The sequence below is a fragment of the Vibrio sp. BS-M-Sm-2 genome, from assembly GCF_041504345.1.
GTDB lineage: Bacteria > Pseudomonadota > Gammaproteobacteria > Enterobacterales > Vibrionaceae > Vibrio > Vibrio satsumensis.
This window is the reverse complement of sequence record NZ_CP167894.1, coordinates 2,652,309-2,676,360: the sequence shown is the minus strand read 5'-3', so window position 1 is coordinate 2,676,360 and position 24,052 is coordinate 2,652,309. Positions and strand designations below refer to the sequence as shown.

The window sequence follows — 24,052 nt, the reverse complement described above, 5'->3', positions numbered from 1 at the left end:
CATCACTATCTATTTAGTTTTGCGTTCGTTAACGAATTGTTTCTAGCTTAGCCATACAATCGACGTTTAGCCGTCTAGACGTAAAAATATCTATTGACTTAGATCATAGAACACCATAGCATCGTCTGTAAATCGAGCGAGCTATCGACATATTATTCTGTTCTACCTGCACGGGTTTCTCTATGATTAAAGTGAATCAAGTCAACAAGGTTTTTTATCAAGGTACTAAAGAAATCAATGCCTTAATTGATATCAACCTCCACATTCCTCAAGGTCAAATCTTTGGAGTCATCGGCTCTTCAGGTGCAGGCAAAAGTACCCTAATCCGCTGTGTAAATATGTTGGAAGCACCGACCTCTGGTGAAGTGATTGTTGACGGTATCGACCTAACAAAACTCAGCAAATCAGAACTTAGCGAAGCGCGCCGTAACATCGGCATGATATTCCAGCACTTCAACCTGCTGTCTTCTCGTACTGTATTTAACAATGTAGCACTGCCTTTAGAACTTGCTGGTAAAGATAAAGCGATTATTGAAGCAAAAGTGAGTGAGTTACTTGAACTCGTTGGCTTAGCGGATAAGCGAGACACCTACCCGACAAACCTAAGTGGCGGTCAAAAGCAGCGTGTTGCGATTGCTCGTGCACTGGCCTCTGATCCGAAAGTATTGCTGTGTGACGAAGCGACCAGCGCATTGGACCCTGCGACCACTCAATCAATTCTTGAGCTACTGCGTGAAATCAACCGCAAGCTGAACATCACTATCCTGCTTATTACGCACGAGATGGATGTAGTGAAAAGCATTTGTCACGAAGTGGCGATCATTGGCGGTGGTGAATTGGTAGAGAAAGGCACAGTTGGTGACATCTTTGCTCACCCTAAAACTGAACTAGCGCATCAATTCATTCGTTCAACGTTGGATCTGACGATCCCTGAAGATTACCAAGCACGCCTGCAAGAGACTCGCGTAAACAGCAGTTACCCGTTGGTACGTCTTGAGTTTACGGGCGCAACGGTTGATGCTCCGCTGATGACTCAGATTGCACGCAAATTCAATATCGATGTCAGCATCCTAAGCTCTGACCTTGATTACGCCGGCGGCGTGAAGTTCGGCATGATGGTTGCTGAACTGTTCGGTAATGAAGCAGATGATAATGCTGCTATCCAATTCCTACGCGACAACAATGTAAAAGTAGAGGTGCTTGGTTATGTCCTTTAGTTTCAACGAGATTGCTGACTGGATCAGCCTTAACGGTAACCTTCTATTAGGTGCAACCGGCGAGACGCTTTACATGGTTGCAGTTGCGGGCATTGTTGGCTTTGCTGTCGGTATTCCATTAGGCGTGATTCTACACACGACTAAAAAAGGTGGCCTGTTAGAGAACACCAAAGTAAACAAGATTCTAGGTGCGATTGTGAACGTGGGTCGTTCAGTGCCTTTCTTAGTGTTGATGGTTGCGATTATCCCACTAACTAAGATGCTGATTGGTACCTTCATAGGCACAACAGCAGCGATTGTTCCATTGACGATTGGTGCTATCCCATTTGTGGCTCGACTTATCGAAAGTGCACTACTTGAAGTACCAACAGGTCTAGTAGAAGCGGCTCAATCAATGGGCGCAACACCAACACAAATCATCAATAAGGTTCTGCTTCCTGAAGCACTACCGACTATTATCAACTCAGTAACGATTACGCTAGTGACACTTGTGAGCTACTCAGCAATGGCGGGCACGGTTGGTGGCGGTGGTCTAGGTGATGTCGCGATTCGTTACGGATTCCACCGTTACGATGTGACCATCATGGCTGTAACGGTAGTGATGTTGATTGTGCTTGTACAAATTATTCAATCAATCGGTGATTCCTTAGTTCGCCGCGTTGACCACAGATAAAGACTCAGCGCTAAAACGCAAACTCTCTAAGACAAGAGTCGTCTGAACCAAATTAAATAGATTTATTAAAAGGAGATTATTATGAAATTTAGCCTTAAAGGTTTACTTACTATCGCAGCAGCGGCATCAGCGCTAGTACTAGCAGGTTGTGGTGATAAAGAAGTTGATACTTCTAAAGTAAAAGTTGGCGTAATGGCAGGTGCTGAAGCGCAGGTTGCTGAAGTTGCAGCGAAAGTAGCAAAAGAGCAGTACGGCCTAGACGTTGAACTGGTTACTTTTACGGATTACGTAACGCCAAACGCGGCACTGGATGATGGCTCTATCGACATCAATGCATTCCAACACGCACCGTACCTAGATCAGCAAGTGGCTGACCGTGGTTACAAACTGACTATCGCTGGTAACACGTTTGTTTACCCTATCGCTGGTTACTCTAAAGAAGTGAAATCTGTCGACGAAATCCAAGACGGTGCTCGTATTGCGGTACCAAACGATCCAACAAACCTAGGTCGTTCTCTACTGCTTCTTGAGCAACAAGGTCTTCTTGAGCTTCGTGAAGGTGCTGGTCTTCTAGCAACAGTTCGTGACATCGTTAAGAACCCTAAAAACCTAACGATTGTTGAACTAGACGCAGCACAACTGCCACGTTCTCTTGATGATGTAGCGCTTTCTATCATCAACACAACTTACGCAAGCTCTATCAACCTGACTCCACAAAAAGATGGCGTATTCGTTGAAGACAAAGATTCTCCTTACGTAAACCTAATCGTTTCTCGTGAAGACAACCTAAACGCTGAAAACGTACAGAACTTCGTTAAAGCTTACCAAACTGAAGAAGTGTACAACGCAGCTTCTGATATCTTCCAAGGTGGCGTAGTTAAAGGTTGGTAATCACCTAAACTTTTCAGCATCGTATAGATACCCGAAGGGGCTGACATAACGTCAGCCCCTTTTTTATTTACGGCAGTTTTTATGTACCGAATTTCGTTAGAAAGGCTCGGCTTACCACCAAGCTTCCACTTGCATACCGACACTCATTTCACTGTTCTTACCTTCACCGAAAGCATTGTCATTTTCAGCATCATTTAGGTAAGTGGCAAAGATACGGAACTCGGGACGAGACCAGAAACCCACTTGTGGAACCCAAGCTTGAGCGATTGTAAATTTACCACCCGCACCATCTTTGTTATCGATAGTTTCAACAAAGCCACCAATTTCAAGAATGGTACGCATGCGCTTGTCCCACTTATAAAGCGGACGAATTACCGCACTGAAAGAGTCATCATCACTATTATTGGCGCCAACACCGGTTGAAGCAGCATAACGGACAGTGTGGCCAAACTCGATGTTCTCACCGATCGCAAGCACGCCCCAGTTAATCAATCGGAAGCCATCGGCGTCATTGTTGTTGGCATCACGAACGATGCCTTTACCTGTCCCAAAAGTCGTCATCTGCTCGGCATAACCAGAGTTAGCAACCTGTAGAATAGTTTTGTTGAAGCCACCTGAAAGATTTTGATTCAAGCTTGCCGTTAGCATTACGCTGTCATCCGCATCGACCGTTTGACCTTGCTTTTCATTGGCGAAGTTCATATCAATACCAACCTCAAGATCCGCATTGTTCCACAATGGAATACCCGCATAACGTATATCAGCAATCATGGCTGTGGTTTCTTTGCCATCAAACACATCGCCTGTCACTGTATCTTGAATCAAAGCCACCGATAATTTACCTGGGCCCATATTGATGTGTTCAACACCTGCACCAATACCGCTCACATCCCAGTAGTAGTTATCAACGATGTGTACATCATGACGTTGGTAGTAGCGCTCACCAGCCCAAATACCAATGTCCTTGTCTTCAAAAAGCCCTACCGCTTGAACATTGAGCTGAACTACATCAACGCTTTTATCCGCCGCGTTCTCATCTTGGCCTTGCCAGTACGACAACATGGAATCAACTACAAATGAAACGTCGTCCTCAGCATACACCTCTTTCTTAAAGCCAAACTCGCCATACAGGTCATTCTCGTTGCCGAGTCGCCCAACTTTACTCACCTCCCACTTGCTGTTTGAGCCACCTTCATTACTCAGGCCAACGCCTCCGCGCATGTAGCCATTGAACTCTAATGGTGTGGTTTCATCAGCGTATAAATTAGGTGCAAGTAAAGCAGTAGAGAGTGCAGCAGCAATAGGTAACAGTTTCATCGTCCATTCCTTTCAGATCTAGAATCAGGTTATTATTTACAAATGGGAACATTCCCATGGGATCGATCCCATTTATATTGAGCAGAATATAAATTGAAAGAGAACTGATTGATTACTGTGATCCAGTTAACTATTGAAATGATCAAAAGTTGATGGGTGTGGAATTATTTTGGTGAATACTTGAGGACTACAGAGAGAGATAGACAGCACAAAATGAGCGCATTTAAGGGCGAAATAGGTTCAACAATATTGGCAAGCCCAATACTTGATTAATGCTCAATATTGAGGGCAAAGAAAGAGAAACAGACGAGAAGCTAACAGGGAGAAAACAAAGGAATAAGTATCGAAGTATTGATTAACACTTCGATACATTGAATCGATAATTAAGCTTTATGGATTACTTAAGGTGATCCCAAGAGATGTTTGATACCAGACGGCAGTCATCACACTTGAAATAGAAAATATCGTGGATCGGCGCATCTAGCAGCCATTCGCCACCACATTGCGGACATTTACGCTCTTTTTCAGCTTTTAAGCTGATGCCACCCACGCGGTACAAGTAGTAATAAGTCGGGATCTTGGTGAGATATTCAATGCGCCCTCTTAGGCCCCAACCGCGTTTGAACAACACGCTTTTGGTATCACTGATCTCCGTCAGAGTTGCGTGTTCAGCACGACAGCCCCCACCCATTTGGACTTCATCACAGGCTTGCCATTCTGTCTGCCATTTCAGCACAGCTTTATGGTCGCCATTAAATGTAGGTGGGTTGCGATACAGAGGGATAGGCAGCAAACTATCGCCACTGCGCAGCGGTGAACAGGTATGAACAAACGTTGTATACAGTACTTGCCAGCTTGGTGCTTCGTCTTCAGCTACTTCTTCTGAGTTAAGATCTCGCCCCAGTAAACGCATTTTAGGCGCAAGCAGGCTCGCGTTAGACAAGCGTTCAAAACACACTTTTACAAAATCAGAGTGGTTACGCGGGTGTAAGCTGTCTTGCTCTGGGCAGACAACGCGAACATAAAATTCGCCGTCGCCCATCACGATAGGAAACTCACGACCCAACACTTGCCCGTTATAACGAAGTGCATCCATTAAGCCATTAACAGCCTTGTCGACAGCGCTTACCGTTGTGTTATCAAAACACTCAAATTGAAGTTCTAGTACGTACATCTATTTATACCGCTGGTTGTAGCTTTTCTAAAAATTCGGCCAATGTCTCGGCTAATACATCACGGTTTTTGGTGCCTAAGCGCTCCAAAATCACGTTACCCGTTAGGTTACAGATAGAGATAACGTCTAGCTCTGCATCGGTCGCGGCAATGAAAACCGTTGGTTTTAGCTTTAGACGACGCTGAGTCACTAGATGACCCAAAATGTTTTCTTGTAGACATTCGAAGTCTTCATCACTCCAAATCTGTAACAGAGTCAGTTCGTTACCATCAAAAGTCGCGTTCATATCTGCGCTGAATTGTGCGCCGTAGAAAGTCTTGATGTCTTCATGCAAGGTCAGCTCAATACCGGTTTCAACATTAGTGAAATCCGCGAATTGCTCACGTGGATAGTGTTTCCATAACACGGCATCGCCGCTCTTTTCTTCTACACATGGCGATACCACGTCCACCAACTCCTCATTACGAGGTAAGCTTTGGTGTTGCTGCTGCCACGCGTCAACGTATCGCTGACTAAAAGAAAGTAGTGCGTCTTGAGCACGTTGAGTCATGAAAATCTCCTAAACACAAAATAATAAATAGAATCCGAGCCCTTTCCGCGCCGATTAAGCGATGACTTAATGACAGGGTAATGGGGATTCAGTAAAATCGACCCCATTCTAATCGAATTTGAAACGAAAGTATGAGCAAATATTCTGACGCAAAAGAGCTAGCGGGTTTAACCCTAGGCCAAAAAACTGAGTACTCTAACCAATACGATGCAAGTTTATTGCAACCAGTACCTCGTAGCCTGAATCGTGATGATCTTGCGCTAAACGGTGAACTGCCTTTTGTTGGTCATGATATTTGGACGATGTACGAACTTTCGTGGCTAAATACTAATGGCCTACCACAAGTGGCCGTGGGTGAAGTTTTCATCCCAGCAACGAGTCCAAACTTAATTGAATCAAAATCTTTCAAGCTGTACCTAAACAGCTACAACCAGACTCAATTCGAAAACTGGGAACAAGTAACTGAGCGACTAACCCAAGATTTGTCAGCATGTGCAGGCGAAACCGTCATTGTGAATATAAACTCAGTAACCGACTACACCAACCAACCTATCGTAACGATGGAAGGTGACTGTATCGATAACCAAGACATCCAAATCACCAGCTACGATTTTGAAGCATCACTGCTTGAAGGCGCTGCTGGCGAACAAGAAGTGGAAGAAACACTGCACAGCCACCTATTGAAGTCGAACTGCTTAATCACCAACCAACCGGACTGGGGCAGCGTTGAGATCGCATATTCAGGTAAGCAAATTGACCGTGAAGCTCTGCTACGCTATTTAGTTTCTTTCCGTGAGCACAACGAATTCCACGAACAATGTGTTGAACGTATCTTCACTGACATCATGAAATACTGTGGCCCATCGAAGCTCACCGTATTCGCACGTTACACGCGTCGTGGTGGTCTGGATATCAACCCATACCGTTCAACAGAGCAAGATAGACCAAGCCACAACAAGCGTATGGCTCGCCAATAATAGGCTCAAGACACACTTATTGGAACTACCTCATCTTTAAAGGGACATTGAAATGCGTTGGTTATACGTCGTTAGCCTATTTATTTTAAGCTTAAGCACATCGGTTAATGCGTCGGTCTATTCATCGGCGCTGCTCAATGAAGCCAATAACCTGGTTGAGATCGAGCCGAGCCAAGCAAAACAAATGACCAACAGCTACCTAACGCTTCGTGTCCTTTCTGATCAACGCGAGAAAAGCCCTTCGGCGATTTCTCGCGAAGAGACAGACTCTTCGATTCGAACGCCAAACAGCAGCATCGATGCCTACAAGATCTTAGCGAAAGCCGAGTACAACCTTGGTAACATTCGTATTGCGATTCAGCACATCGACAAAGCCTCTGAGCTCGCGAAAACCTATAAGCTTGAGTACCTCAAACTGGATCTCGAGATCCTAAAAGTACGCTTACTTTGGCTAAGTGACAGAAAATCCGCCAAAGCAAAGGCAGATCTCGCCAATATTGAAACAAACCTAGAATCGGTGAATAAAACCTTACGTCTGACGGAAGGCATCACCTACCGCTTGATCATGCTGAAAGCCGATATCGCCTCTTACGATAACAAGATCGATGAAGCGGAAAAGTACTACCAAGAAGCGAAGACCTATCTCGACCAACGTTACTCTGAAAAAGTGACCATCGATTACCACATCTCGGTCGGTGAGTTTTACCTGAACCATAAAGAGTACAATCACGCGCTATCTGAGTTGTTGTATGGCTATTGGAAGTCGGTAGAAGGCAACTTGAGCTCTCGTTTGGCTAAAGTAAACCGCCTCTTGGCACAGCTTTTCTTTGAGCGACAAGTACTAGATAAAGCACTAGAGCACCTTTCTCAAGCTGCTGATTTTTATGATAACTTTGAAAACTCTCCTGTCTTAGCGCAAGTGCTCAAGAAAATGGGTGACGTGTATTTCTATCAAGGAAAATACAACCTTGCCCTTGTGCACTTCTTCAACGTTCTTGATCACGAGAGTACTGACCGAGATATCCATCAAGTCATTGATATTCGCCTAAGTTTATCGGCAACCTATCTGCGTCTTTACAACTACCCATTGGCAGAACAATACCTAACACGCGCCCTTGAACTGCTTGAATATACGGATATTCCCAAGCTAGAAGGTCGTGCTGCATTGCTCTCTGCCGGGCTCGCTTATCACCTTCAGCAGAGTGAGGATGTGATCAAACATGCCACTCGCGCACTGGAGATCTCGCGTCAGGTTGAGAACATGCGCCTTTCGCAGCGTTCGTACTACTTACTCTCTTTAGGCTATGAGCAAGCAGGAAAATCGCAACAGGCTTTAGAGAACCTTAAGCAATACAACAGTTTGGTTTCTTTAGAACAACAAAAGCTGAACCGCGTTGGTGAAGATGCTTTCCGCCAACAGAAAGAGTTCGCTGAGCAAACTCTTCACTATGCAGGACAAGCCCAAGAACTAGAAAAGTACAAGCTGGAACATCGTAAGTTCCAAAAAATATCGTTCGCCCTATTTTTGTTCAGCATTATCTTATTCTTCTTTGTGCTACGCCGTGGCTACCTCATTCAAACCTTGGCTAAAGAAGTCGACTCACTGCGAACAGACCTGTTTACACACTCACGCTCTAAGCTGCCCAATCTCAGAATGCTGAATGCCAAGCTGTCCAACTCACTAGAACAAACCAGCCAAACCTTCGAACAGTGGCAACTTGGCGAGCTCATTCATGAACCATTGAATGACCGTCTGCGCTTCGTGATGATTGACTTACCTTTCCTACGTAACATGTATACGCAGAATGGCTATAAAGCGGGTCTGGAGTTAGAAGATGCTTTTGGAGAGTTCTTGAAAGAGAAGCTTGAAGGCCCTGCTCGTGTCTATCACTTCTCGGACGCAAACCTGCTTTACATCGAACCTAACTCAGACCGAGATTCATCACCCGAGGCGATGTTTAAAAAGATTCAATCGTGGATTACCGACTTTGAACCGAAACGTAATATCAACCGAACAATTCGTATGGGCATCGCTGACTACCCATTCTTGCCACGAGCTTACACCGCGATCAACGATCAAGAGCTGCTCGATGTGTTATTAATGTCGACTAACCTAGCCCGTGAGATCAGTCTCAAAGAGCGCAGTAGCCAATGGGTATATCTAAAAGCTATCGATAATGCACCCGCAGCGAGCCTTGCAACGGGTAACATAAGAGAAGCCTGTAAACATGCGATTAATCAAGGGCTAATAAAAATACAATCATCGTACCAGAATGAGGACAACATCAAAAAAATGCTAAAAGATGACTGATTTGCGAGCGGTTAAGAGCGGCAAGTCGTGACCTTATTTTTAGTTTTGTTATTATTGATTTAACGGAATTTCATCAAAATGATCGAGATCGGTCTACGCGGCGCTAATTAATACATCTATGGGCATTCTTGAAAAAGACATTCAGGCGCAACTCCACCAGCTGAAATTTCAGTTGGAGCAAGTTCGTTTGGCGCAAAGAGACACCTCGTTCAAATTTCTTAGAGAACAAAAAGTTCTAAAGCGTATCGTCACATCTTTGAGTGATGCATGTGTTGGCAGTAACAGCCATTTAGATGAAAACCTCATTGCCCTTAGGGAAGAGCTAGAAAAGCAAAAAGACATTAGCTCGATGATCCCAAAGCTGGCAGTATTAGAAAGGATGCTTAAGCAGAAAACGTTGGCTATGGATAAACAGAACGGATATCTGGACGATAGCATTAAGCACAGTGGGGAAACGCTGCAACGCATAACTGGCCTTCCAGCACAGCTAAAACGCGACCTACGAAACTTACTTAGCTTCTCCGAATGCAATGGCAGTCAGAAAGTTGACCATGCCATGAAACTACTCGGTATTTATGAGCGTGCCATTAAGATTATGGCGAACAACTCACGCACTCATTTTGCCGATGCTACGCATTCTCCGGAACAGGAACTTCTTTCCGACCTGTCAAACGAATTACAACACCTGATTACTGAACTCGATTTTGAGGGTGAATCGGGGGATTTGCTTACTGATATTAGAGCTAAGCTACTACTTGGGGTTTCCACACAAAACCTACTTGAGCTGACACTTCAGATCCTCAAACTGGTTATTGAAGGCACCAACCTAGAGCGCAAGAAATCTGAACAGTTTATCGATCAGCTTAATTCCTCTCTAGCTTCCAGCATCAAAACGGCAGACCAAAATGCCGACCAGAGCCAAAGCTACTTTGAGCACCGCCAAGGGCTTAACTCTGAGTTAAATGAACTTGTCGCTAAGAGCCAGAATTCAGTAGAGAAAGCCAAGGATATTGATAGTTTAAAACGGTCAATTAACCCGCTACTCAGTGAAATCGCTTCTCTTTCGGAAAGACTGAACCACGCAGAGCAAAAAGAACAAGCTCTAATAGAGAGAATGAGTTACGGAAAAACTCAGTTAGATTCACTCTATGAAGTCACCCAAGATTACCGTAAGCGTTTGGAAGATCAGGCTCAGCGTATGCTGCTTGACCCTCTTACGAAGGTTTACAATCGTACCGCTTTCACTGATCGCTTAGAGCTTGAGTATCGCCGCTGGATCCGCGCACAACACTCACTGCGCGTAGTACTTCTGGACATCGACAACTTCAAAGCCATTAACGATAGCTTTGGTTATACCGCCGGCGATAAAGCGCTTAAGATCATCGCAAGAACCATCACCAAAGAAGCAGGCACGACCGATACTGTGGCGCGTTTTTCAGGTGAAGAATTTGTCTTACTATTGCCAGAGCAAACCGATGAATATTGTCACCAAGTGATTCAAAACATTCAAACTCAAGTAAGCCGCTTACCCTTTAAGTTCCGTGACCAACAAATCACGATTACTTTATGCGCGGCAAGTACTCAGTTTAAAGAGTCAGATACACCTGAAGAAGTGTTAGAGCGACTCAATACAACACTAAATAAAGCAAAACAACGCGGTAATAACCAACTTGTTTGGCACTAGGCCAGCCCTAGATTTAATTTATTTCATTTTTTCAAATACTTATCACATACCATTTCCCTCAATGTTTGCTAAGCTAATGATTAACATTCGCTTAACAAGCATTCTTGGCAAGCAACGCTGTCGTATCCGTTTCGTCTGGTTAACTCTCCCCCACCTTTAACCAAACACTTTCAACGTTTGCTTCTCACTCTCGAGCCAGAGGGTCACTTCAACGTCCTCTGCTCTTTTCAACAAGGAGGCACTATGATCACTCATATCAGCCCTGCCGGTAGCATGGATTTACTCTCTCAACTTGAGGTTGAGCGTCTTAAGAAAACCGCATCTAGTGATCTATACCAACTGTATCGTAACTGTACGTTAGCGGTACTCAACTCAGGTAGCCACACCGACAACTCCAAAGAGCTACTCGACAAGTATCAATCGTTTGATGTTGAGGTAGTGCGACGTGAGCGTGGTATCAAACTCGAGCTGAGCAACCCACCAGAGCATGCCTTTGTCGATGGTGAGATCATCAAGGGTATCCAAGAACACCTATTTTCAGTGCTGCGTGACATTGTTTACGTCAACATGCACCTCGCAGATAACCAAAGGCTCAACCTGACTAATGCCACTCACATTACCAACCTCGTATTTGGTATTCTGAGGAATGCAGGCGCACTTACGCCGGGCATCGAGCCTAACCTGATCGTGTGCTGGGGTGGTCACTCAATTAATGCCACTGAATACCAGTACACTCGCGAAGTGGGTAATGAACTGGGCCTACGTGAGCTGAACATCTGTACCGGTTGTGGACCGGGTGCGATGGAAGGGCCAATGAAAGGCGCGGCTATTGGTCACGCTAAGCAACGTTATACTGATCATCGTTACTTAGGGCTGACAGAGCCTTCAATCATTGCCGCTGAGCCACCAAACCCGATAGTAAACGAACTGGTGATAATGCCAGATATCGAGAAGCGTCTTGAGGCATTCGTTCGTATGGCGCATGGCATCATCATTTTCCCAGGCGGCCCAGGCACGGCCGAAGAGCTGCTGTACATCTTAGGGATCATGATGCACCCGAATAACGCCGAGCAGCCAATGCCGATTGTCCTAACTGGCTCGAAAGAGAGTGAAGCTTATTTCCGCTCGATCGATAAGTTCATTGGTGAAACTCTAGGGCCTGATGCACAGAAACATTATGAAATCGTGATTGATGACCCAGCACGCGCTGCGAAAATCATGAAACAAGCGATGCCAGATGTGCGCTCTCACCGTAAAGAGACTGGCGATGCCTACAGCTACAACTGGTCACTGCATATTGAGCCTGAGTTCCAACTGCCATTCGACCCAACACACGAATCTATGGCGGCGCTTGATCTTCATATGGACCAAAAAACAGAGAGCCTAGCCGCTAATTTACGTAAAGCGTTCTCTGGCATTGTGGCGGGTAACGTCAAAGCTGAAGGGATTCTGGAGATCGAGAAGCACGGCCCATTCCTAATTGATGGCGACAAAGAGCTAATGACCAAAATGGACCAACTGCTAAACGATTTTGTTGAGCAACATCGAATGAAGCTACCGGGCGGTACGGACTACGTGCCTTGCTATAAAATCGCACCAAACGATTAAGCACACTCATTAACGAGTAACTAAGTGAGTGATAACCAATTGGCAGACATAAAGTTAATCAGGTTATGACGTTTACGTCGCTAACGTTTCAACTCACCAAGTGATACGTTACTATAAGGGGCTAGCAGCCCCTTTTTTATTGCCTATTTAATGGAAACTTATGTCTATCCATCTTGTTATTATCGATGCCTTAAACCTCATCCGACGCGTGCACTCTGTTCAGCCGGACCCAACCGATATAGCAAGAACTATCACCACCACTACTCGCACTCTCAATAAGATTCTGACTGAATCAAAGCCAACCCACATCATCGCGGTTTTTGATCATCACTTACAAGACCGAGGATGGCGCGCTGAAGTACTACCAGCTTATAAACAGAACCGTAAGCCAATGCCAGAACCATTGATGAAAGGCCTTGATGCTATCCAACAGGCTTGGTGGGAGTTAGGCATTGATTCACTGCTGTCTGATGGCGATGAAGCAGATGATCTAGTCGCAACACTGGCCAAGAAAGTGGCAGACCACGGAGAAACCGTCACCATCATCTCGACAGACAAAGGGTATTGCCAACTGCTATCACCCACTCTGCAGATCCGAGATTACTTCCAACACCGCTGGCTAGACAAACCCTTTATCGAAGCTGAGTTTGGCGTTAAACCTGAGCAGCTTGCAGATTACTGGGGCTTAACCGGTGTGAGCTCTAGCCAAGTACCGGGGATTCCAGGTATAGGACCAAAAGCTGCAAAAGAAATCTTAACCACTTACCCGGATATCGAAGCGGCCTTTCAGGCGGAAGACTTACCGAAGAAATATCGTAAGAAGTTTGATGAACACATTGAATCAGCACGTGTGTGTAAGCAAGTCTCTGCACTCAAAACCGATATTGATCTTGGATTCAACCTGCAAGACATTCGTTACGAAGCGAAAGTTTAACTCGCTGTGACTCGACGATATTGATATAAAAAATGCTCCTTAAAGGAGCATTTTTTTCACTGACACGCTAACGTAAATATTAGTGCGGTGAGATGTTTGAAAGCGCCTGAATGTGAACCGTGATCTCTTCGCGATCATGATAAAGGTGCTTAGCCTGCATCTTAAACTTCACTTTGTTCTCAATAAGGAACACTTTTAGGTTCTCGATATCTTGCAGTACTTCATCGTAACGGCCTTTCATTGGCAGTTTAAGGTTGAATAATGCTTCTTTCGCCCAACCTTTGATGATCCACTCACCCATAAGGTGTGCAACACGAGCTGGTTTCTCAACCATGTCACAGATAATCCAAGTGACGTTCTTACGATCTGGTTCAAACTTAAAGCCATCTACCATGTGGTGCTTAATCTGGCCAGTTTCCATTAGGCTGTCTGCCATCATGCCGTTATCAACACAGTGAACGAACATCGAACGCTTAACCAGTTGGTAAGTCCAACCGCCTGGACACGCACCTAAATCAACACCCCACATACCCGGAGCCAGACGCTCATCCCACTCATCACGAGGAATGAATACGTGGAACGCTTCTTCTAACTTCAATGTAGAACGGCTAGGTGCATCTGATGGGAATTTCAGACGAGGAATACCCATGAAGAACTGTGAGTTGTTCGATGGGTAAGAGTAACCCACAAAGCAGTGGCCCGGAGCGATGAAGCACAGGTGCAATACTGGCTTCTTAGCGTTGTCCTTCGCCGTCATCAAGCCTTTACCACGCATCGCTTGACGCATCGGCACAGTAAACTTACGGCAGAACTTCAAAAGCTCTTTTGCTTCGTTAGTATCTGGCGTTTCGATACGGATATCACCACAACGAGGGAAACCTTCTTTATCAGAAAGCGCCTCAAGAATTGGAGAAATACGGTCATCAGTTGGCAAATCTTTAATTTCAACAGCCACTGCCAGCATTTGACGAGCAAAAATCAGTGATTGGAAATCGATCTCTTTGATCAACTTGTCCGCTTCACCTGCTTGGTAACATTCAAACAATACAAAGCCTGTATTGTTCTTTAGGCGAGGAAAACCAAACACTTCCAGTTGTGTTGCCTTGTCTTGAATTTCGCCAGCACATTCTTTTTCAAAACCAGAGCGACAATAAAGTAGTACGTGTTTCACTGAGTTACCTCTTTTATATTCAAAGCAGCGAAGGAGAAGACTCCCCAACCAATGATAAATAGTAGACCACCAAACGGAGTGATAGGGCCAAACCATTTTATTCCTGTCAGTGCCAAGCCATAAAGGCTGCCACTAAAACAAAGGATGCCGATGATAAAGCAAATTGCCGCGATGAAAAAATATTTTTGTGATTTAGCGCCAAGTTTCATCTGCAGCAGGGCGCCACACGCCAATATCGCCAGAGTATGGATAAACTGGTATTGAACTCCGGTCTCAAACACACCTAGCAGATACTCAGGTAAAATAGCTTTCAAACCGTGAGCCGCGAAGGCACCAAGCATCACTGCTATCGCGCCAGAAATGCCGGAAAACGTGAGTAAATACTTACTTCTCATTGAGCACCTCTTTGATAAACGCCGACAACTTCTCAACGGTTAACGCAATATTCTGCTGCTCTGTGTAACCGGAGCTCTTACGAGGCTTAAAGCTGTGGTCGCCATCGGGAATAAATTCAACACGAATAGAATCCGACAGATCAAAGTCAGCAAACTCTTCACGCTTACCAAAAGTGTCGCGCTCACCCTGTAAAATCAGACACGGCTTTTGCAACTCAGCTAAGTGTTCACCTTTATACTTATCTGGTTTACCAGGAGGATGAAAAGGAAAGCCTAAACACGCCATGGCGGCCACCTTATCAACTTCAGACAAATGGCTCGCCATACGCCCTCCCATCGACTTACCACCAATCACAAGCTTATCGGCATCAACCTGCTCAATAACCTCTTGGTAGGCTTCAAGTAGCTTAGGTGCTCTGTCAGGTGGACGACGCTTACCATCTTCAGCACGCTTGATCATGTAAGGGAAATTGAAACGAATCACTCGTATCCCTTTAAAGGCTAATCCTTTGGCTACCGACTGCATAAACTCATGATCCATGCCTGCGCCAGCACCATGAGCAAAGATAAAGGTGATAGGATTGTCTTCACCATCAATGATGAGGTTATTCATCGAGTAAGTCCTCTTGTTCGCTTTGCGCTTTCGCCAGCATCCAATCACGGAAAGTAGCGATACGCCCCATATCGGCTTGCTTCTCATGACAAACCACATAGAAGGCGTTCTTACTCACCAACACTTCGTCGAAAGGCGCAATCAAACGACCCGCTTCGATTTCAGGTTGCGCCAACACGTTATTACCCAGTGCAATACCCTGGCCGTGAGCTGCTGCCTGCAACACCATGGTTGAGTGACTGAAGATAGGTCCGTGATTAACGTTAACCCCGTCGATGCCATTTTGCTTAGCAAACTGTTTCCAATCCTTTCGAGAGGTATCATGCAATAGCGTATGGCATGCCAGATCACTGAGAGATTCTAATGGTTTAGCTCCTAGCAGCACGGAAGGTGAGCAAAGAGGGATCAAGTATTCTTGGTAAAGCTTATCGGCTCTAAGCCCCGGCCAGTTACCTCGACCATAGTAAATAGCCACGTCTACATCATCGGTCAGCGAGCCTTCATCCATATCAACGGCTTTGATTCTTACATCAATATCAGGTTCTTGCTGATTAAAGTCAGCGAGCCTTGGCACCAACCATTGAATAGCAAAACTAGGCGGTAAACTGATGGTCAATGCGCCCTTCTCACTTCGCTCCAGCACTTTGTCTGTCGCTTCTGCCAGTGATGTGAAAATATCTTTGATATCCAAGAAGTAGCTTTGGCCTTCTTCAGTCAGCAGCAAAGAGCGGTTTCTTCGGCGAAACAGCTTCAAAGATAAGAACTCTTCAAGCGCTTTGATCTGATGGCTAACCGCCGCTTGAGTAACAAACAACTCTTCTGCGGCACGCGTAAAACTCAAGTGTCGAGCTGCTGCTTCAAACACTCTTAGCGAGTTTAATGGGGGTAATCGACGAGACATAGTTACTCTCTAAATAAGCATTAGTTTTTTTTATCTGAAACATTATAATTTGTCCATTGCCTAGCGGCCAGAGAAATTCTATATTTCATCCCGCAGCAGCTAGCCTGAACGGCTTGATTCTCTCTAGAATCAATTGGCTTAGCTCCTGCGATGTTGTGTTTGCAAACTCGTTCTTTTCGAGTTGGGTAGAGTTCTACCAAATGTTTTGTTGCAGTTCTATACTGAAACGAGGCATGTACTTCCTGTATTTATTTTGACCTGTCTGTCAAATTTGTTTACACCGCCTTATGGGCGGTGTTTTTTTATGTGCAAAGAACTGTAACAACAAGTTTATCAATAGCTGTGCTAATTAATCTTTATTATTTTTCATCGCTAATCACAGAATCAGACACCCACTCAAATAATCAACTGAACACATACAAATAGCACCATTGAGTTGCACTAAAAAGTAACAGAATACTTCAAGATACTCACACTTCTTCGGTACTTATAAACCCGTTTAGAGCTTACTCTTTCTATCAATAAAAATTTTAAAGCTGAGCATGACGATAGCACGCCCAAACTCACGCCTCTGTCTGACTACTGTAAATCATTCACAATAGAAAATAAAAAAGCCGCTTACTTTTCAGTAAGCGGCTTGGCAAAATGATTAACGGTTGGCCAATGCACCGCTATGGGCGATAAACCTTAACGTTATGGAAGCCTTGCTCTTGTAGATAAAGCGCCTGTAGACGGCTCATTACACCACGGTCACAGTACAGCAAGTACTCTTTCGCTTGGTCTAGGTCGCCAAACTGAGTTGAAAGCTTGAAGAATGGGATGTGTTTAATTTCAACACCCTCGATCTCTAGTGGGCTTTCGTCTTCTTCTTCTGGGCTACGGATATCAAGAACGATAGCGTGCTCAGCAACAGCTTGAACTTGTTCAACTTCAGGCGCTTGCTCTTGACTCTCTTTCTCGATGTCACGGATATCCATAACACGAGCGTTCTCGATCACTTGATCCAGCACTTCAAAGTTAAACTTAGCTTCTTCTGCTTCTAGTTTGCCTTTCTTCGCTTTCACTGTTGGCTTCTTAGAGATAACACCACAGTACTCAGGCATTACTTTAGCGAAGTCTTCAGTACCGATGATACGAGAAAGGTCAATGATGTCTTCTTTATCCCAGTTGATAAGCGGACGAAGAATCAAAGTATCTGTCACGTTGTCGATGTGGCGAAGGTTAGTTAGCGTTTGGCTAGAAACCTGACCAAGTGCTTCACCCGTTACTAGAGCTTCAATACCGAAGCGCTCTGCAACCATACCACCAGCACGCATGAACATACGCTTAAGAACAACGCCCATTTGGCCGTCTTCTACGTTCTCAAGAATTTCAGCAACCACTGGTTCAAAGTCTACAGAAATGAACTTCACCTTTGCAGATGAGCCGTATTTATTCCATAGGTAGTGAGCCACTTGCTTAACGCCAATCTCGTGCGCTGGGCCACCAAGGTTAAAGAAACAGTAGTGAACCTTAGAGCCACGTTTGATGTGCAGGTAGCTTGAAACACCAGAATCAAAGCCGCCAGAGATCAAGCTTAGTAGATCTTCTTGGGTACCAAGAGGGAAACCACCTAGGCCTTTGTGACGAGCTAGAACTTGGTTTAGCTTATCGTTAGCCACTTCAACTTTAACGGTTACATCAGGGTTCTTAAGTCGAACTTTAGCTGACTCAACTGCTTGGTTTAGGCCGCCGCCTACGTAGCGTTCAAGTTCAATAGAGGTAAAGTCATGCTTACCACGACGCTTAGCTCGAACAGAGAAAGTCTTGCCTTCAATGTCAGCACGGCTGCGTTCTAGTACTTGCTCGTAAATATCGTGCAAGTCTTTAAACTCAGACTGTTGAACTTCAAGAGAGTGGTGAATACCTGGAGTGTGAGTCAGAGCCTCTAACACTTCTGCGTAGTACTGGTCACTCTCAGACGTCACTTCGATATGATCGCGACGGTTGAATACCGCAACACTTTCACAGCGACGTTGAATAACGTTACGAATGTTGCACTCTAGAATCCTTGTGAAGCGCTTACGCACCGATTCACTTTTTACAAAAATTTCCGGATGGGGCTTAACAATAAATTTCATAGTACTTTCACAACATTAATGTTCAAAATTTTGAGAACGCTCATCGCCAAGTAAATTAGAGAATTTACACAGCACTTGAAGCAAGAATAGATCATATCTAAATCTAAGGGCGCGAATTATACATGAGAAAGTGAAGCAAGGAAAAGAGTGCTTGCTGTAACACCATCATTAAACCGCTTGTTATTAAAAGTAGCAGGTTTCGAAACAACATAAATTCAGCAAAGAGCATGGTGAAAGACCTACAAACAAAAAGCCCAACCTCATTATAAGGTTGGGCTTTCGATGTTATCTGGATGCTACCTTGTGTACACGTATCGGCTATTCATTAATAACAGGCACTTCGTCACTGTAAAGCGGTTCGCCCTGCATGATGCTAATTTCAACGCGGCGGTTGAGGCTACGTTGCCATTCAGTATCATTCGGCTCTACTGGCTCGGTATCGGCCATGCCACGTACTCTCAAGCGTTGATGAGAGAAACCGCGTACCTTTTCCATCTCTTGAGCAACAGACACCGCTCGCTGTGATGACAAGTCCCAATTAGAGCGATAAAGCTCTGAATCAAGACGTTGGTTATCGGTGTGCCCTGAGATTCGAACGATACCCGGAACATCTTTCACCAACTCAGCAACCTGTCTCACCAATGGTCGGAACTTAGGTTGTAAGAAAGCGGAACCTGATGGGAACGCGCCTTTTTCACGAATTCGAATCACAATCTGCTGGCCAAGGTTTTCCACCTCAATCGCGCCTTGGTCGATCTCTCGCTCCAACGCCTTCTTGATGCTTTCCATCAAGGTTTCCATCTCTTGCGATTGAGCTTCAGCTTGTTGTTGCTGTTGGTCTGACTCAGAGTTTTGATTGTCGTGAGTCGAGACCTCTGGCGACTTGCCTCCGGTCATCTTGCCTTGGTCACGCATGGTACCACCAGCACGTTCAGATTCACCTTCATGAAACTCAAGCGTTTGCTGCGTAATATCAATCGTCTGCTGCATGATCACATCAATCGGTGTCGGCTCTGGGCGACCAGGGCGAAACTCTTGTGCAATGATGCTAGTGCCTTTAGGAATGTCTTTCACTTCCAAGCGGTTTTGTACACCAAACGCAAATTTCATCGAGCCAGCGATCTGTTTGAACTTCAGTACGTCCATCTCAGAAAATGAGAGCAGCAGTACGAAGAAACACATCAGCAGTGACATCAAGTCAGCAAATGTCCCCATCCATTGAGGTAACCCCGGAGGAGGACATTTACATGGATTATCTTCATCCATCTTAAACTCCTCTTACGCGGGTTCACCATCAATAGTCCGCTTACCTTCGTTTAGGTAGCTCTTGAGGTAACCATCAATAACTCGTGGGTTCTGACCATCTTGAATCGCCAGCACACCATCCATAACCAGACGGCGGTTAAGTGTCTCTTGGTCACGACGTAGCGCAAGCTTATCAGCAATAGGAAAGAACACCATGTTCGAAAGAATCGCACCGTACAGGGTGGTCAAAAGTGCTACCGCCATCGCAGGACCGATCGCTTTAGGATCATCCATGTTCGAAAGCATGGCAACCAGACCAACCAAAGTACCAATCATACCCATCGCAGGAGCAACATCACCAAATGCAGAGAACACTTTCGCGCCCTGTTCGTGACGCTCTGTGGTTAATGCGATGTCTTTTTGCAATGCAGCACGCACCACATCACCATCATGGCCATCCACCAACAGGTCGATACCTTTTTGCATGAAGCTGTTGCTGATTTCCATCTCTTCCAGTGCTAAGAAGCCACCTTTACGCGCTGCATCCGCCATCTCTACCACTTTAGCGATAAGATCTTCAGGTTCATCGGCTTTAAACATGAATGCTTTGCCAGCAATTTTAGTCGCACCAAAGAACTGTCCCATGGTGAACTTCATTAGAACAACAAAGGTTGAGCCACCAACTACGATCAAAATGGATGTCGTGTCATAGAACATCCCGAGGCTTCCACCTAGGATCATTGCCATGATTACAAAGGCAAATCCACCAATCAAACCTATTAGGGTTGCTAAATCCACTGAGCACTCCTCATGCTTTTTTGTAGCTCTATGTCGACGATAATCTTTGTATCGGCAAGACTATAAGATCTTTTAGTAAATTCTTGGCCTAAGTATCACACTTTTCGTTTTTGAATCCCAACTATTGGCTTACTTTGCTCTTAGACGTAGCGCATAAACTCGATAAAGCTAAGGTTATTCAAGCAAAGTGAGTTCAAGCCCCTTAAAAACGAACTTTCTAGCAAAATTTCTTGGTTACATTTGACCATCTCAGCGGCCTAGGGTAACGTTCGTTCATCTTTCCAAACGCAGATTTATTATGGCTACTAAGAAACCTGAAAATATGAGCTTTGAAGCAGCAATCGAAGAGCTTGATGGCTTGGTTGATCAACTAGAAAATGGTGATCTAGCTTTAGATGATGCGCTTAAAAAGTTCGAACGAGGCATCTCCCTCGCTCGTGCCGGTCAAAGTAAACTAAATGATGCTGAACAACGCGTTAGCATCCTACTGCAGAATGATGAAAATGCAGAGCTGAGTGACTTTAACCCACAACCTGAATAACGAATTGTATGAGATCCCCTATGATCGAGACTTTATTGTCTTATCAAGCACGTAATAACGAGCAACTGAACCTTTGGCTTGATCGCCTGCCACACCAAAATCAGAACCTGATCAACGCGATGCGTTATGGGTTACTTTTAGGCGGCAAACGCGCACGTCCATTTCTTGTCTACATTACAGGGGAAATGCTCGGCTGCACCGCTGAAGAACTCGACACTCCAGCATCTGCAATCGAATGTATTCATGCCTACTCTCTGATTCACTGACGACCTTCCAGCAATGGATGACGATGAACTGCGTCGTGGGCATCAGACTTGTCACATCAAATACGATGAAGCAACGGCAATTTTAACGGGCGATTCACTACAAACTCTCGCTTTTACTATACTTGCGGAAGGCACATTAAGTACTGACGGTGAAAGCAATCGCGTTCGAATGATTCAACGCCTAGCAGAAGCCTCTGGTGCACAAGGTATGTGTATTGGACAAGCACTAGATATTGAAGCTGAAAACCGCTCTGTCACTCTAGAAGAGTTAGAAGAAGTTCACCGCAATAAAACGGGCGCTCTAATGAAATGTGCGATTCGTTTAGGTGCGCTTGCTGCGGGCGAGAAAGCGTTTGAAGTGATGCCTCTATTAGACAAGTACGCCGATGCCATTGGATTAGCATTCCAGGTTCAAGATGATATTTTAGATATCACTAGCGATACTGAAACTTTGGGTAAGCCACAGGGTTCTGACCAAGAATTAAACAAAAGCACCTACCCTTCTTTGCTAGGTTTAGAGGGCGCTCAAGAAAAAGCGCGAACTCTGCTACAGGAAGCGCTTCAAGCTTTGGCTGCAATCCCATACAATACCCAGTTACTCGAAGAGTTCGCCCGATACGTCATCGAGCGCAAGAACTAAGACAATAAGCGCGCATTACCTATGACTCTTGATATATCAAAGTACCCAACTCTTGCTTTGGCTGATAAGCCAGAGGATTTGCGTCTACTTCCAAAAGAGACGCTGACACAGCTTTGTGATGAATTACGTACCTATCTTCTTAACTCAGTGAGCCAATCAAGTGGTCACTTAGCATCAGGCTTGGGTACAGTAGAGCTAACCGTAGCTCTGCACTACGTGTACAACACGCCTTTTGACCAGTTGGTTTGGGATGTTGGCCACCAAGCATACCCGCATAAAATTCTTACTGGTCGTCGCGACCGTTTATCGACTATCCGTCAAAAAGATGGACTGCACCCATTCCCATGGCGTCAAGAGAGCGAATACGACACACTTTCTGTTGGTCACTCTTCAACTTCGATCAGTGCTGCACTTGGTATGGCTATCAGTGCAAAAAAAGAAGGTAAGAACCGTAAAGTCGTGAGTGTGATTGGTGATGGCGCGATTACTGCTGGTATGGCATTTGAAGCAATGAACCACGCAGGCGATATTCACAATGATATGCTGGTTATCCTGAACGATAACGAGATGTCGATCTCTGAAAACGTAGGTGCGCTAAATAACCACCTAGCTCAAGTTCTTTCTGGCAGTCTTTACACGTCAATTCGTGAGGGCGGCAAGAAAGTGCTATCAGGCGTTCCGCCGATTAAAGAGTTGGTTCGTCGTACAGAAGAACACCTAAAAGGCATGGTTGTACCTGGCACCATGTTCGAAGAGTTAGGCTTTAACTACATTGGCCCAATTGATGGCCACGATGTAAATGAGCTGATTAAAACGCTTAAGAACATGAGAGACCTTAAAGGCCCTCAGTTCCTGCATATCATGACTAAGAAAGGCAAAGGCTACGAGCCAGCTGAGAAAGATCCAATCGGTTACCACGGTGTACCAAAGTTCGATCCCGCACACTCAAGCCTACCTAAGAGCACCAGCTCTAAGCCAACTTTCTCTAAGATTTTTGGCGACTTCCTGTGTGATATGGCTGCGCAAGATCCTAAGCTAATGGCAATCACGCCAGCAATGCGTGAAGGTTCTGGCATGGTGCGTTTCTCGAAAGAGTACCCAGAGCAATACTTCGATGTTGCTATTGCTGAGCAGCACGCAGTAACGCTAGCAACAGGTATGGCGATTGCAGGTGATAAGCCGATTGTGGCTATCTACTCAACTTTCCTACAACGTGGCTACGATCAACTGATCCACGATGTGGCTATCATGGATCTACCGGTTATGTTCGCTATTGACCGTGCTGGTCTTGTTGGTGCCGATGGTCAAACACACCAAGGCGCGTTCGACTTAAGCTTTATGCGCTGCATTCCAAACATGGTGATCATGGCACCAAGCGACGAAAACGAATGTCGCCAAATGCTATACACAGGCCATCAACACACAGGCCCTAGTGCAGTACGTTACCCTCGCGGTAATGGTATGGGCACTGAGATTCAAAGTGAGTTTACTGCTCTTGAGATTGGTAAAGGCCGTATCGTTCGTGAAAGCTCAAAAGCAAAAGATGGCGCTAAGGTTGCTATCCTAAGCTTTGGTACCTTCTTAAAAAATGCACTTCAAGCAGCTGATGCAATGGATGCCACCGTTGCAGACATGCGCTTTGTGAAACCGCTAGATGAAGCTCTAATCAAACAACTTGCCGCTGACCACGATGTACTGGTGACTATCGAAGAGAATGCGATTGCCGGTGGTGCAGGTGCAGGTGTAATTGAGTTCTTGATGCAAGAGAAACTGCTAATGCCAGTACTGAACCTTGGCTTACCAGACAAGTTTATAGCTCAAGGTACGCAAGGCGAGCTGCATGAAGAGCTTGGCTTAGACGCGAAAGGTATTGAGAAGTCTATCTCTGACTATCTTGCTAAGTAGCCTTAATACGTAAGCTCGTAAGCTCGTAAGCTCGTAAGCTCCGCAAACAAAAAAAGGTTGGCCCTAGGGTCAACCTTTTTAGTATCCGTTAATTAGTTTGGTGTATCGCCAACTAAACCTT

General features: G+C 45.2%; 20 protein-coding genes and 1 pseudogene. 11 read left to right on the top strand and 10 right to left on the bottom strand.

All coding sequences use genetic code 11. The features are described 5' to 3' along the window. Positions 1 to 182: 182 nt before the first annotated feature. The 3 genes from metN (at position 183) to AB8613_RS12315 (ending at position 2,781) form a co-directional block, all read left to right on the top strand. Entirely contained in the window at positions 183 to 1,217 is a 1,035-nt protein-coding gene (gene metN / locus AB8613_RS12325) for a methionine ABC transporter ATP-binding protein MetN (RefSeq protein ID WP_372383881.1), read from the top strand. After that, positions 1,207 to 1,890: a methionine ABC transporter permease gene (locus AB8613_RS12320; RefSeq protein WP_017060764.1), complete on the top strand. Its 684-nt coding sequence runs from the start codon at positions 1,207 to 1,209 to the stop codon at positions 1,888 to 1,890. Before metN ends, AB8613_RS12320 begins: the two co-directional genes overlap by 11 nt. 81 nt (positions 1,891 to 1,971) lie before the next feature. Then, positions 1,972 to 2,781 (top strand): MetQ/NlpA family lipoprotein, encoded by an 810-nt coding sequence (locus AB8613_RS12315; protein WP_017630795.1) that lies wholly within the window; start codon positions 1,972 to 1,974, stop codon positions 2,779 to 2,781. Between the two features lie 111 nt (positions 2,782 to 2,892). On the opposite strand, the gene AB8613_RS12310 is transcribed toward AB8613_RS12315, so the two are convergent. The 3 genes from AB8613_RS12310 to syd form a co-directional block, all read right to left on the bottom strand. After that, complete coding sequence (locus AB8613_RS12310) at positions 2,893 to 4,098, bottom strand: carbohydrate porin (protein WP_146492078.1); 1,206 nt, start codon at positions 4,096 to 4,098, stop codon at positions 2,893 to 2,895. A gap of 397 nt (positions 4,099 to 4,495) precedes the next feature. Next, on the bottom strand, positions 4,496 to 5,272 hold the full coding sequence (locus AB8613_RS12305; protein ID WP_161753706.1) for a Zn-ribbon-containing protein: 777 nt from the start codon (positions 5,270 to 5,272) through the stop codon (positions 4,496 to 4,498). Positions 5,273 to 5,276: 4 nt separating this feature from the next. Next, positions 5,277 to 5,822, bottom strand: coding sequence for a SecY-interacting protein (gene syd, locus AB8613_RS12300; protein WP_123284091.1), 546 nt, complete (start codon positions 5,820 to 5,822; stop codon positions 5,277 to 5,279). A gap of 131 nt (positions 5,823 to 5,953) precedes the next feature. Between syd and queF the strand changes: the two genes are divergently transcribed. The 5 genes from queF (at position 5,954) to xni (ending at position 13,336) form a co-directional block, all read left to right on the top strand. Then, the gene (gene queF / locus AB8613_RS12295; RefSeq protein WP_372383880.1) at positions 5,954 to 6,799 is read left to right on the top strand and encodes an NADPH-dependent 7-cyano-7-deazaguanine reductase QueF; all 846 of its coding nucleotides are present in this window, start codon (positions 5,954 to 5,956) and stop codon (positions 6,797 to 6,799) included. A gap of 52 nt (positions 6,800 to 6,851) precedes the next feature. After that, positions 6,852 to 9,110: a tetratricopeptide repeat protein gene (locus AB8613_RS12290; RefSeq protein ID WP_372383879.1), complete on the top strand. Its 2,259-nt coding sequence runs from the start codon at positions 6,852 to 6,854 to the stop codon at positions 9,108 to 9,110. A gap of 118 nt (positions 9,111 to 9,228) precedes the next feature. Beyond that, a complete protein-coding gene (locus tag AB8613_RS12285; RefSeq protein WP_146492076.1) occupies positions 9,229 to 10,794 on the top strand; it encodes a GGDEF domain-containing protein in 1,566 nt (521 codons plus the stop codon). 243 nt (positions 10,795 to 11,037) lie between these two features. Further along, positions 11,038 to 12,402: a nucleotide 5'-monophosphate nucleosidase PpnN gene (gene ppnN / locus AB8613_RS12280; protein ID WP_146492075.1), complete on the top strand. Its 1,365-nt coding sequence runs from the start codon at positions 11,038 to 11,040 to the stop codon at positions 12,400 to 12,402. Positions 12,403 to 12,562: 160 nt separating this feature from the next. Next, the gene (gene xni, locus AB8613_RS12275; protein WP_146492074.1) at positions 12,563 to 13,336 is read left to right on the top strand and encodes a flap endonuclease Xni; all 774 of its coding nucleotides are present in this window, start codon (positions 12,563 to 12,565) and stop codon (positions 13,334 to 13,336) included. A gap of 79 nt (positions 13,337 to 13,415) precedes the next feature. Here xni and rlmM read toward each other — a convergent pair whose 3' ends face one another. From rlmM to pomA, 7 genes are all read right to left on the bottom strand, one after another. Then, positions 13,416 to 14,507, bottom strand: coding sequence for a 23S rRNA (cytidine(2498)-2'-O)-methyltransferase RlmM (gene rlmM / locus AB8613_RS12270; RefSeq protein ID WP_285954299.1), 1,092 nt, complete (start codon positions 14,505 to 14,507; stop codon positions 13,416 to 13,418). Then, positions 14,504 to 14,902 (bottom strand): DUF423 domain-containing protein, encoded by a 399-nt coding sequence (locus tag AB8613_RS12265; RefSeq protein WP_076675631.1) that lies wholly within the window; start codon positions 14,900 to 14,902, stop codon positions 14,504 to 14,506. The genes rlmM and AB8613_RS12265 overlap by 4 nt, the downstream gene beginning before the upstream one ends. Beyond that, positions 14,892 to 15,515: an alpha/beta fold hydrolase gene (locus tag AB8613_RS12260; protein ID WP_146492071.1), complete on the bottom strand. Its 624-nt coding sequence runs from the start codon at positions 15,513 to 15,515 to the stop codon at positions 14,892 to 14,894. Before AB8613_RS12260 ends, AB8613_RS12265 begins: the two co-directional genes overlap by 11 nt. Beyond that, positions 15,508 to 16,416, bottom strand: coding sequence for a transcriptional regulator GcvA (locus tag AB8613_RS12255; RefSeq protein ID WP_060982558.1), 909 nt, complete (start codon positions 16,414 to 16,416; stop codon positions 15,508 to 15,510). The genes AB8613_RS12260 and AB8613_RS12255 overlap by 8 nt, the downstream gene beginning before the upstream one ends. Positions 16,417 to 17,087: 671 nt before the next feature. Beyond that, entirely contained in the window at positions 17,088 to 18,536 is a 1,449-nt protein-coding gene (gene thiI, locus AB8613_RS12250) for a tRNA uracil 4-sulfurtransferase ThiI (protein ID WP_017060776.1), read from the bottom strand. A 318-nt stretch (positions 18,537 to 18,854) separates the two neighbouring features. Then, a complete protein-coding gene (locus AB8613_RS12245; protein ID WP_285954297.1) occupies positions 18,855 to 19,802 on the bottom strand; it encodes a flagellar motor protein MotB in 948 nt (315 codons plus the stop codon). A 12-nt stretch (positions 19,803 to 19,814) separates the two neighbouring features. Continuing rightward, positions 19,815 to 20,579, bottom strand: a complete 765-nt coding sequence (pomA, locus tag AB8613_RS12240; RefSeq protein WP_004734406.1) for a flagellar motor protein PomA — start codon at positions 20,577 to 20,579, stop codon at positions 19,815 to 19,817. A 298-nt stretch (positions 20,580 to 20,877) separates the two neighbouring features. On the opposite strand from pomA, the gene xseB reads away from it, so the two are divergent. The 3 genes and pseudogenes from xseB (at position 20,878) to dxs (ending at position 23,931) form a co-directional block, all read left to right on the top strand. Beyond that, the gene (gene xseB / locus AB8613_RS12235; protein ID WP_004734405.1) at positions 20,878 to 21,120 is read left to right on the top strand and encodes an exodeoxyribonuclease VII small subunit; all 243 of its coding nucleotides are present in this window, start codon (positions 20,878 to 20,880) and stop codon (positions 21,118 to 21,120) included. Between the two features lie 20 nt (positions 21,121 to 21,140). Then, positions 21,141 to 22,026: pseudogene (gene ispA, locus AB8613_RS12230) on the top strand ((2E,6E)-farnesyl diphosphate synthase). A 21-nt stretch (positions 22,027 to 22,047) separates the two neighbouring features. Continuing rightward, positions 22,048 to 23,931, top strand: a complete 1,884-nt coding sequence (dxs, locus tag AB8613_RS12225) for a 1-deoxy-D-xylulose-5-phosphate synthase (RefSeq protein WP_372383878.1) — start codon at positions 22,048 to 22,050, stop codon at positions 23,929 to 23,931. The last annotated feature ends 121 nt before the right edge of the window (positions 23,932 to 24,052 follow it).

Coding starts and splice junctions, on each gene's coding strand:
- xseB (WP_004734405.1), top strand. CDS start 20,878: ATGGCTACTAAGAAACCTGAAAATATGAGCTTTGAAGCAGCAATCGAA.
- AB8613_RS12255 (WP_060982558.1), bottom strand. CDS start 16,416: ATGTCTCGTCGATTACCCCCATTAAACTCGCTAAGAGTGTTTGAAGCA.
- ppnN (WP_146492075.1), top strand. CDS start 11,038: ATGATCACTCATATCAGCCCTGCCGGTAGCATGGATTTACTCTCTCAA.
- AB8613_RS12305 (WP_161753706.1), bottom strand. CDS start 5,272: ATGTACGTACTAGAACTTCAATTTGAGTGTTTTGATAACACAACGGTA.
- AB8613_RS12285 (WP_146492076.1), top strand. CDS start 9,229: ATGGGCATTCTTGAAAAAGACATTCAGGCGCAACTCCACCAGCTGAAA.
- AB8613_RS12310 (WP_146492078.1), bottom strand. CDS start 4,098: ATGAAACTGTTACCTATTGCTGCTGCACTCTCTACTGCTTTACTTGCA.
- AB8613_RS12290 (WP_372383879.1), top strand. CDS start 6,852: ATGCGTTGGTTATACGTCGTTAGCCTATTTATTTTAAGCTTAAGCACA.
- thiI (WP_017060776.1), bottom strand. CDS start 18,536: ATGAAATTTATTGTTAAGCCCCATCCGGAAATTTTTGTAAAAAGTGAA.
- AB8613_RS12245 (WP_285954297.1), bottom strand. CDS start 19,802: ATGGATGAAGATAATCCATGTAAATGTCCTCCTCCGGGGTTACCTCAA.
- AB8613_RS12265 (WP_076675631.1), bottom strand. CDS start 14,902: ATGAGAAGTAAGTATTTACTCACGTTTTCCGGCATTTCTGGCGCGATA.
- AB8613_RS12315 (WP_017630795.1), top strand. CDS start 1,972: ATGAAATTTAGCCTTAAAGGTTTACTTACTATCGCAGCAGCGGCATCA.
- syd (WP_123284091.1), bottom strand. CDS start 5,822: ATGACTCAACGTGCTCAAGACGCACTACTTTCTTTTAGTCAGCGATAC.
- AB8613_RS12320 (WP_017060764.1), top strand. CDS start 1,207: ATGTCCTTTAGTTTCAACGAGATTGCTGACTGGATCAGCCTTAACGGT.
- queF (WP_372383880.1), top strand. CDS start 5,954: ATGAGCAAATATTCTGACGCAAAAGAGCTAGCGGGTTTAACCCTAGGC.
- dxs (WP_372383878.1), top strand. CDS start 22,048: ATGACTCTTGATATATCAAAGTACCCAACTCTTGCTTTGGCTGATAAG.
- xni (WP_146492074.1), top strand. CDS start 12,563: ATGTCTATCCATCTTGTTATTATCGATGCCTTAAACCTCATCCGACGC.
- metN (WP_372383881.1), top strand. CDS start 183: ATGATTAAAGTGAATCAAGTCAACAAGGTTTTTTATCAAGGTACTAAA.
- AB8613_RS12260 (WP_146492071.1), bottom strand. CDS start 15,515: ATGAATAACCTCATCATTGATGGTGAAGACAATCCTATCACCTTTATC.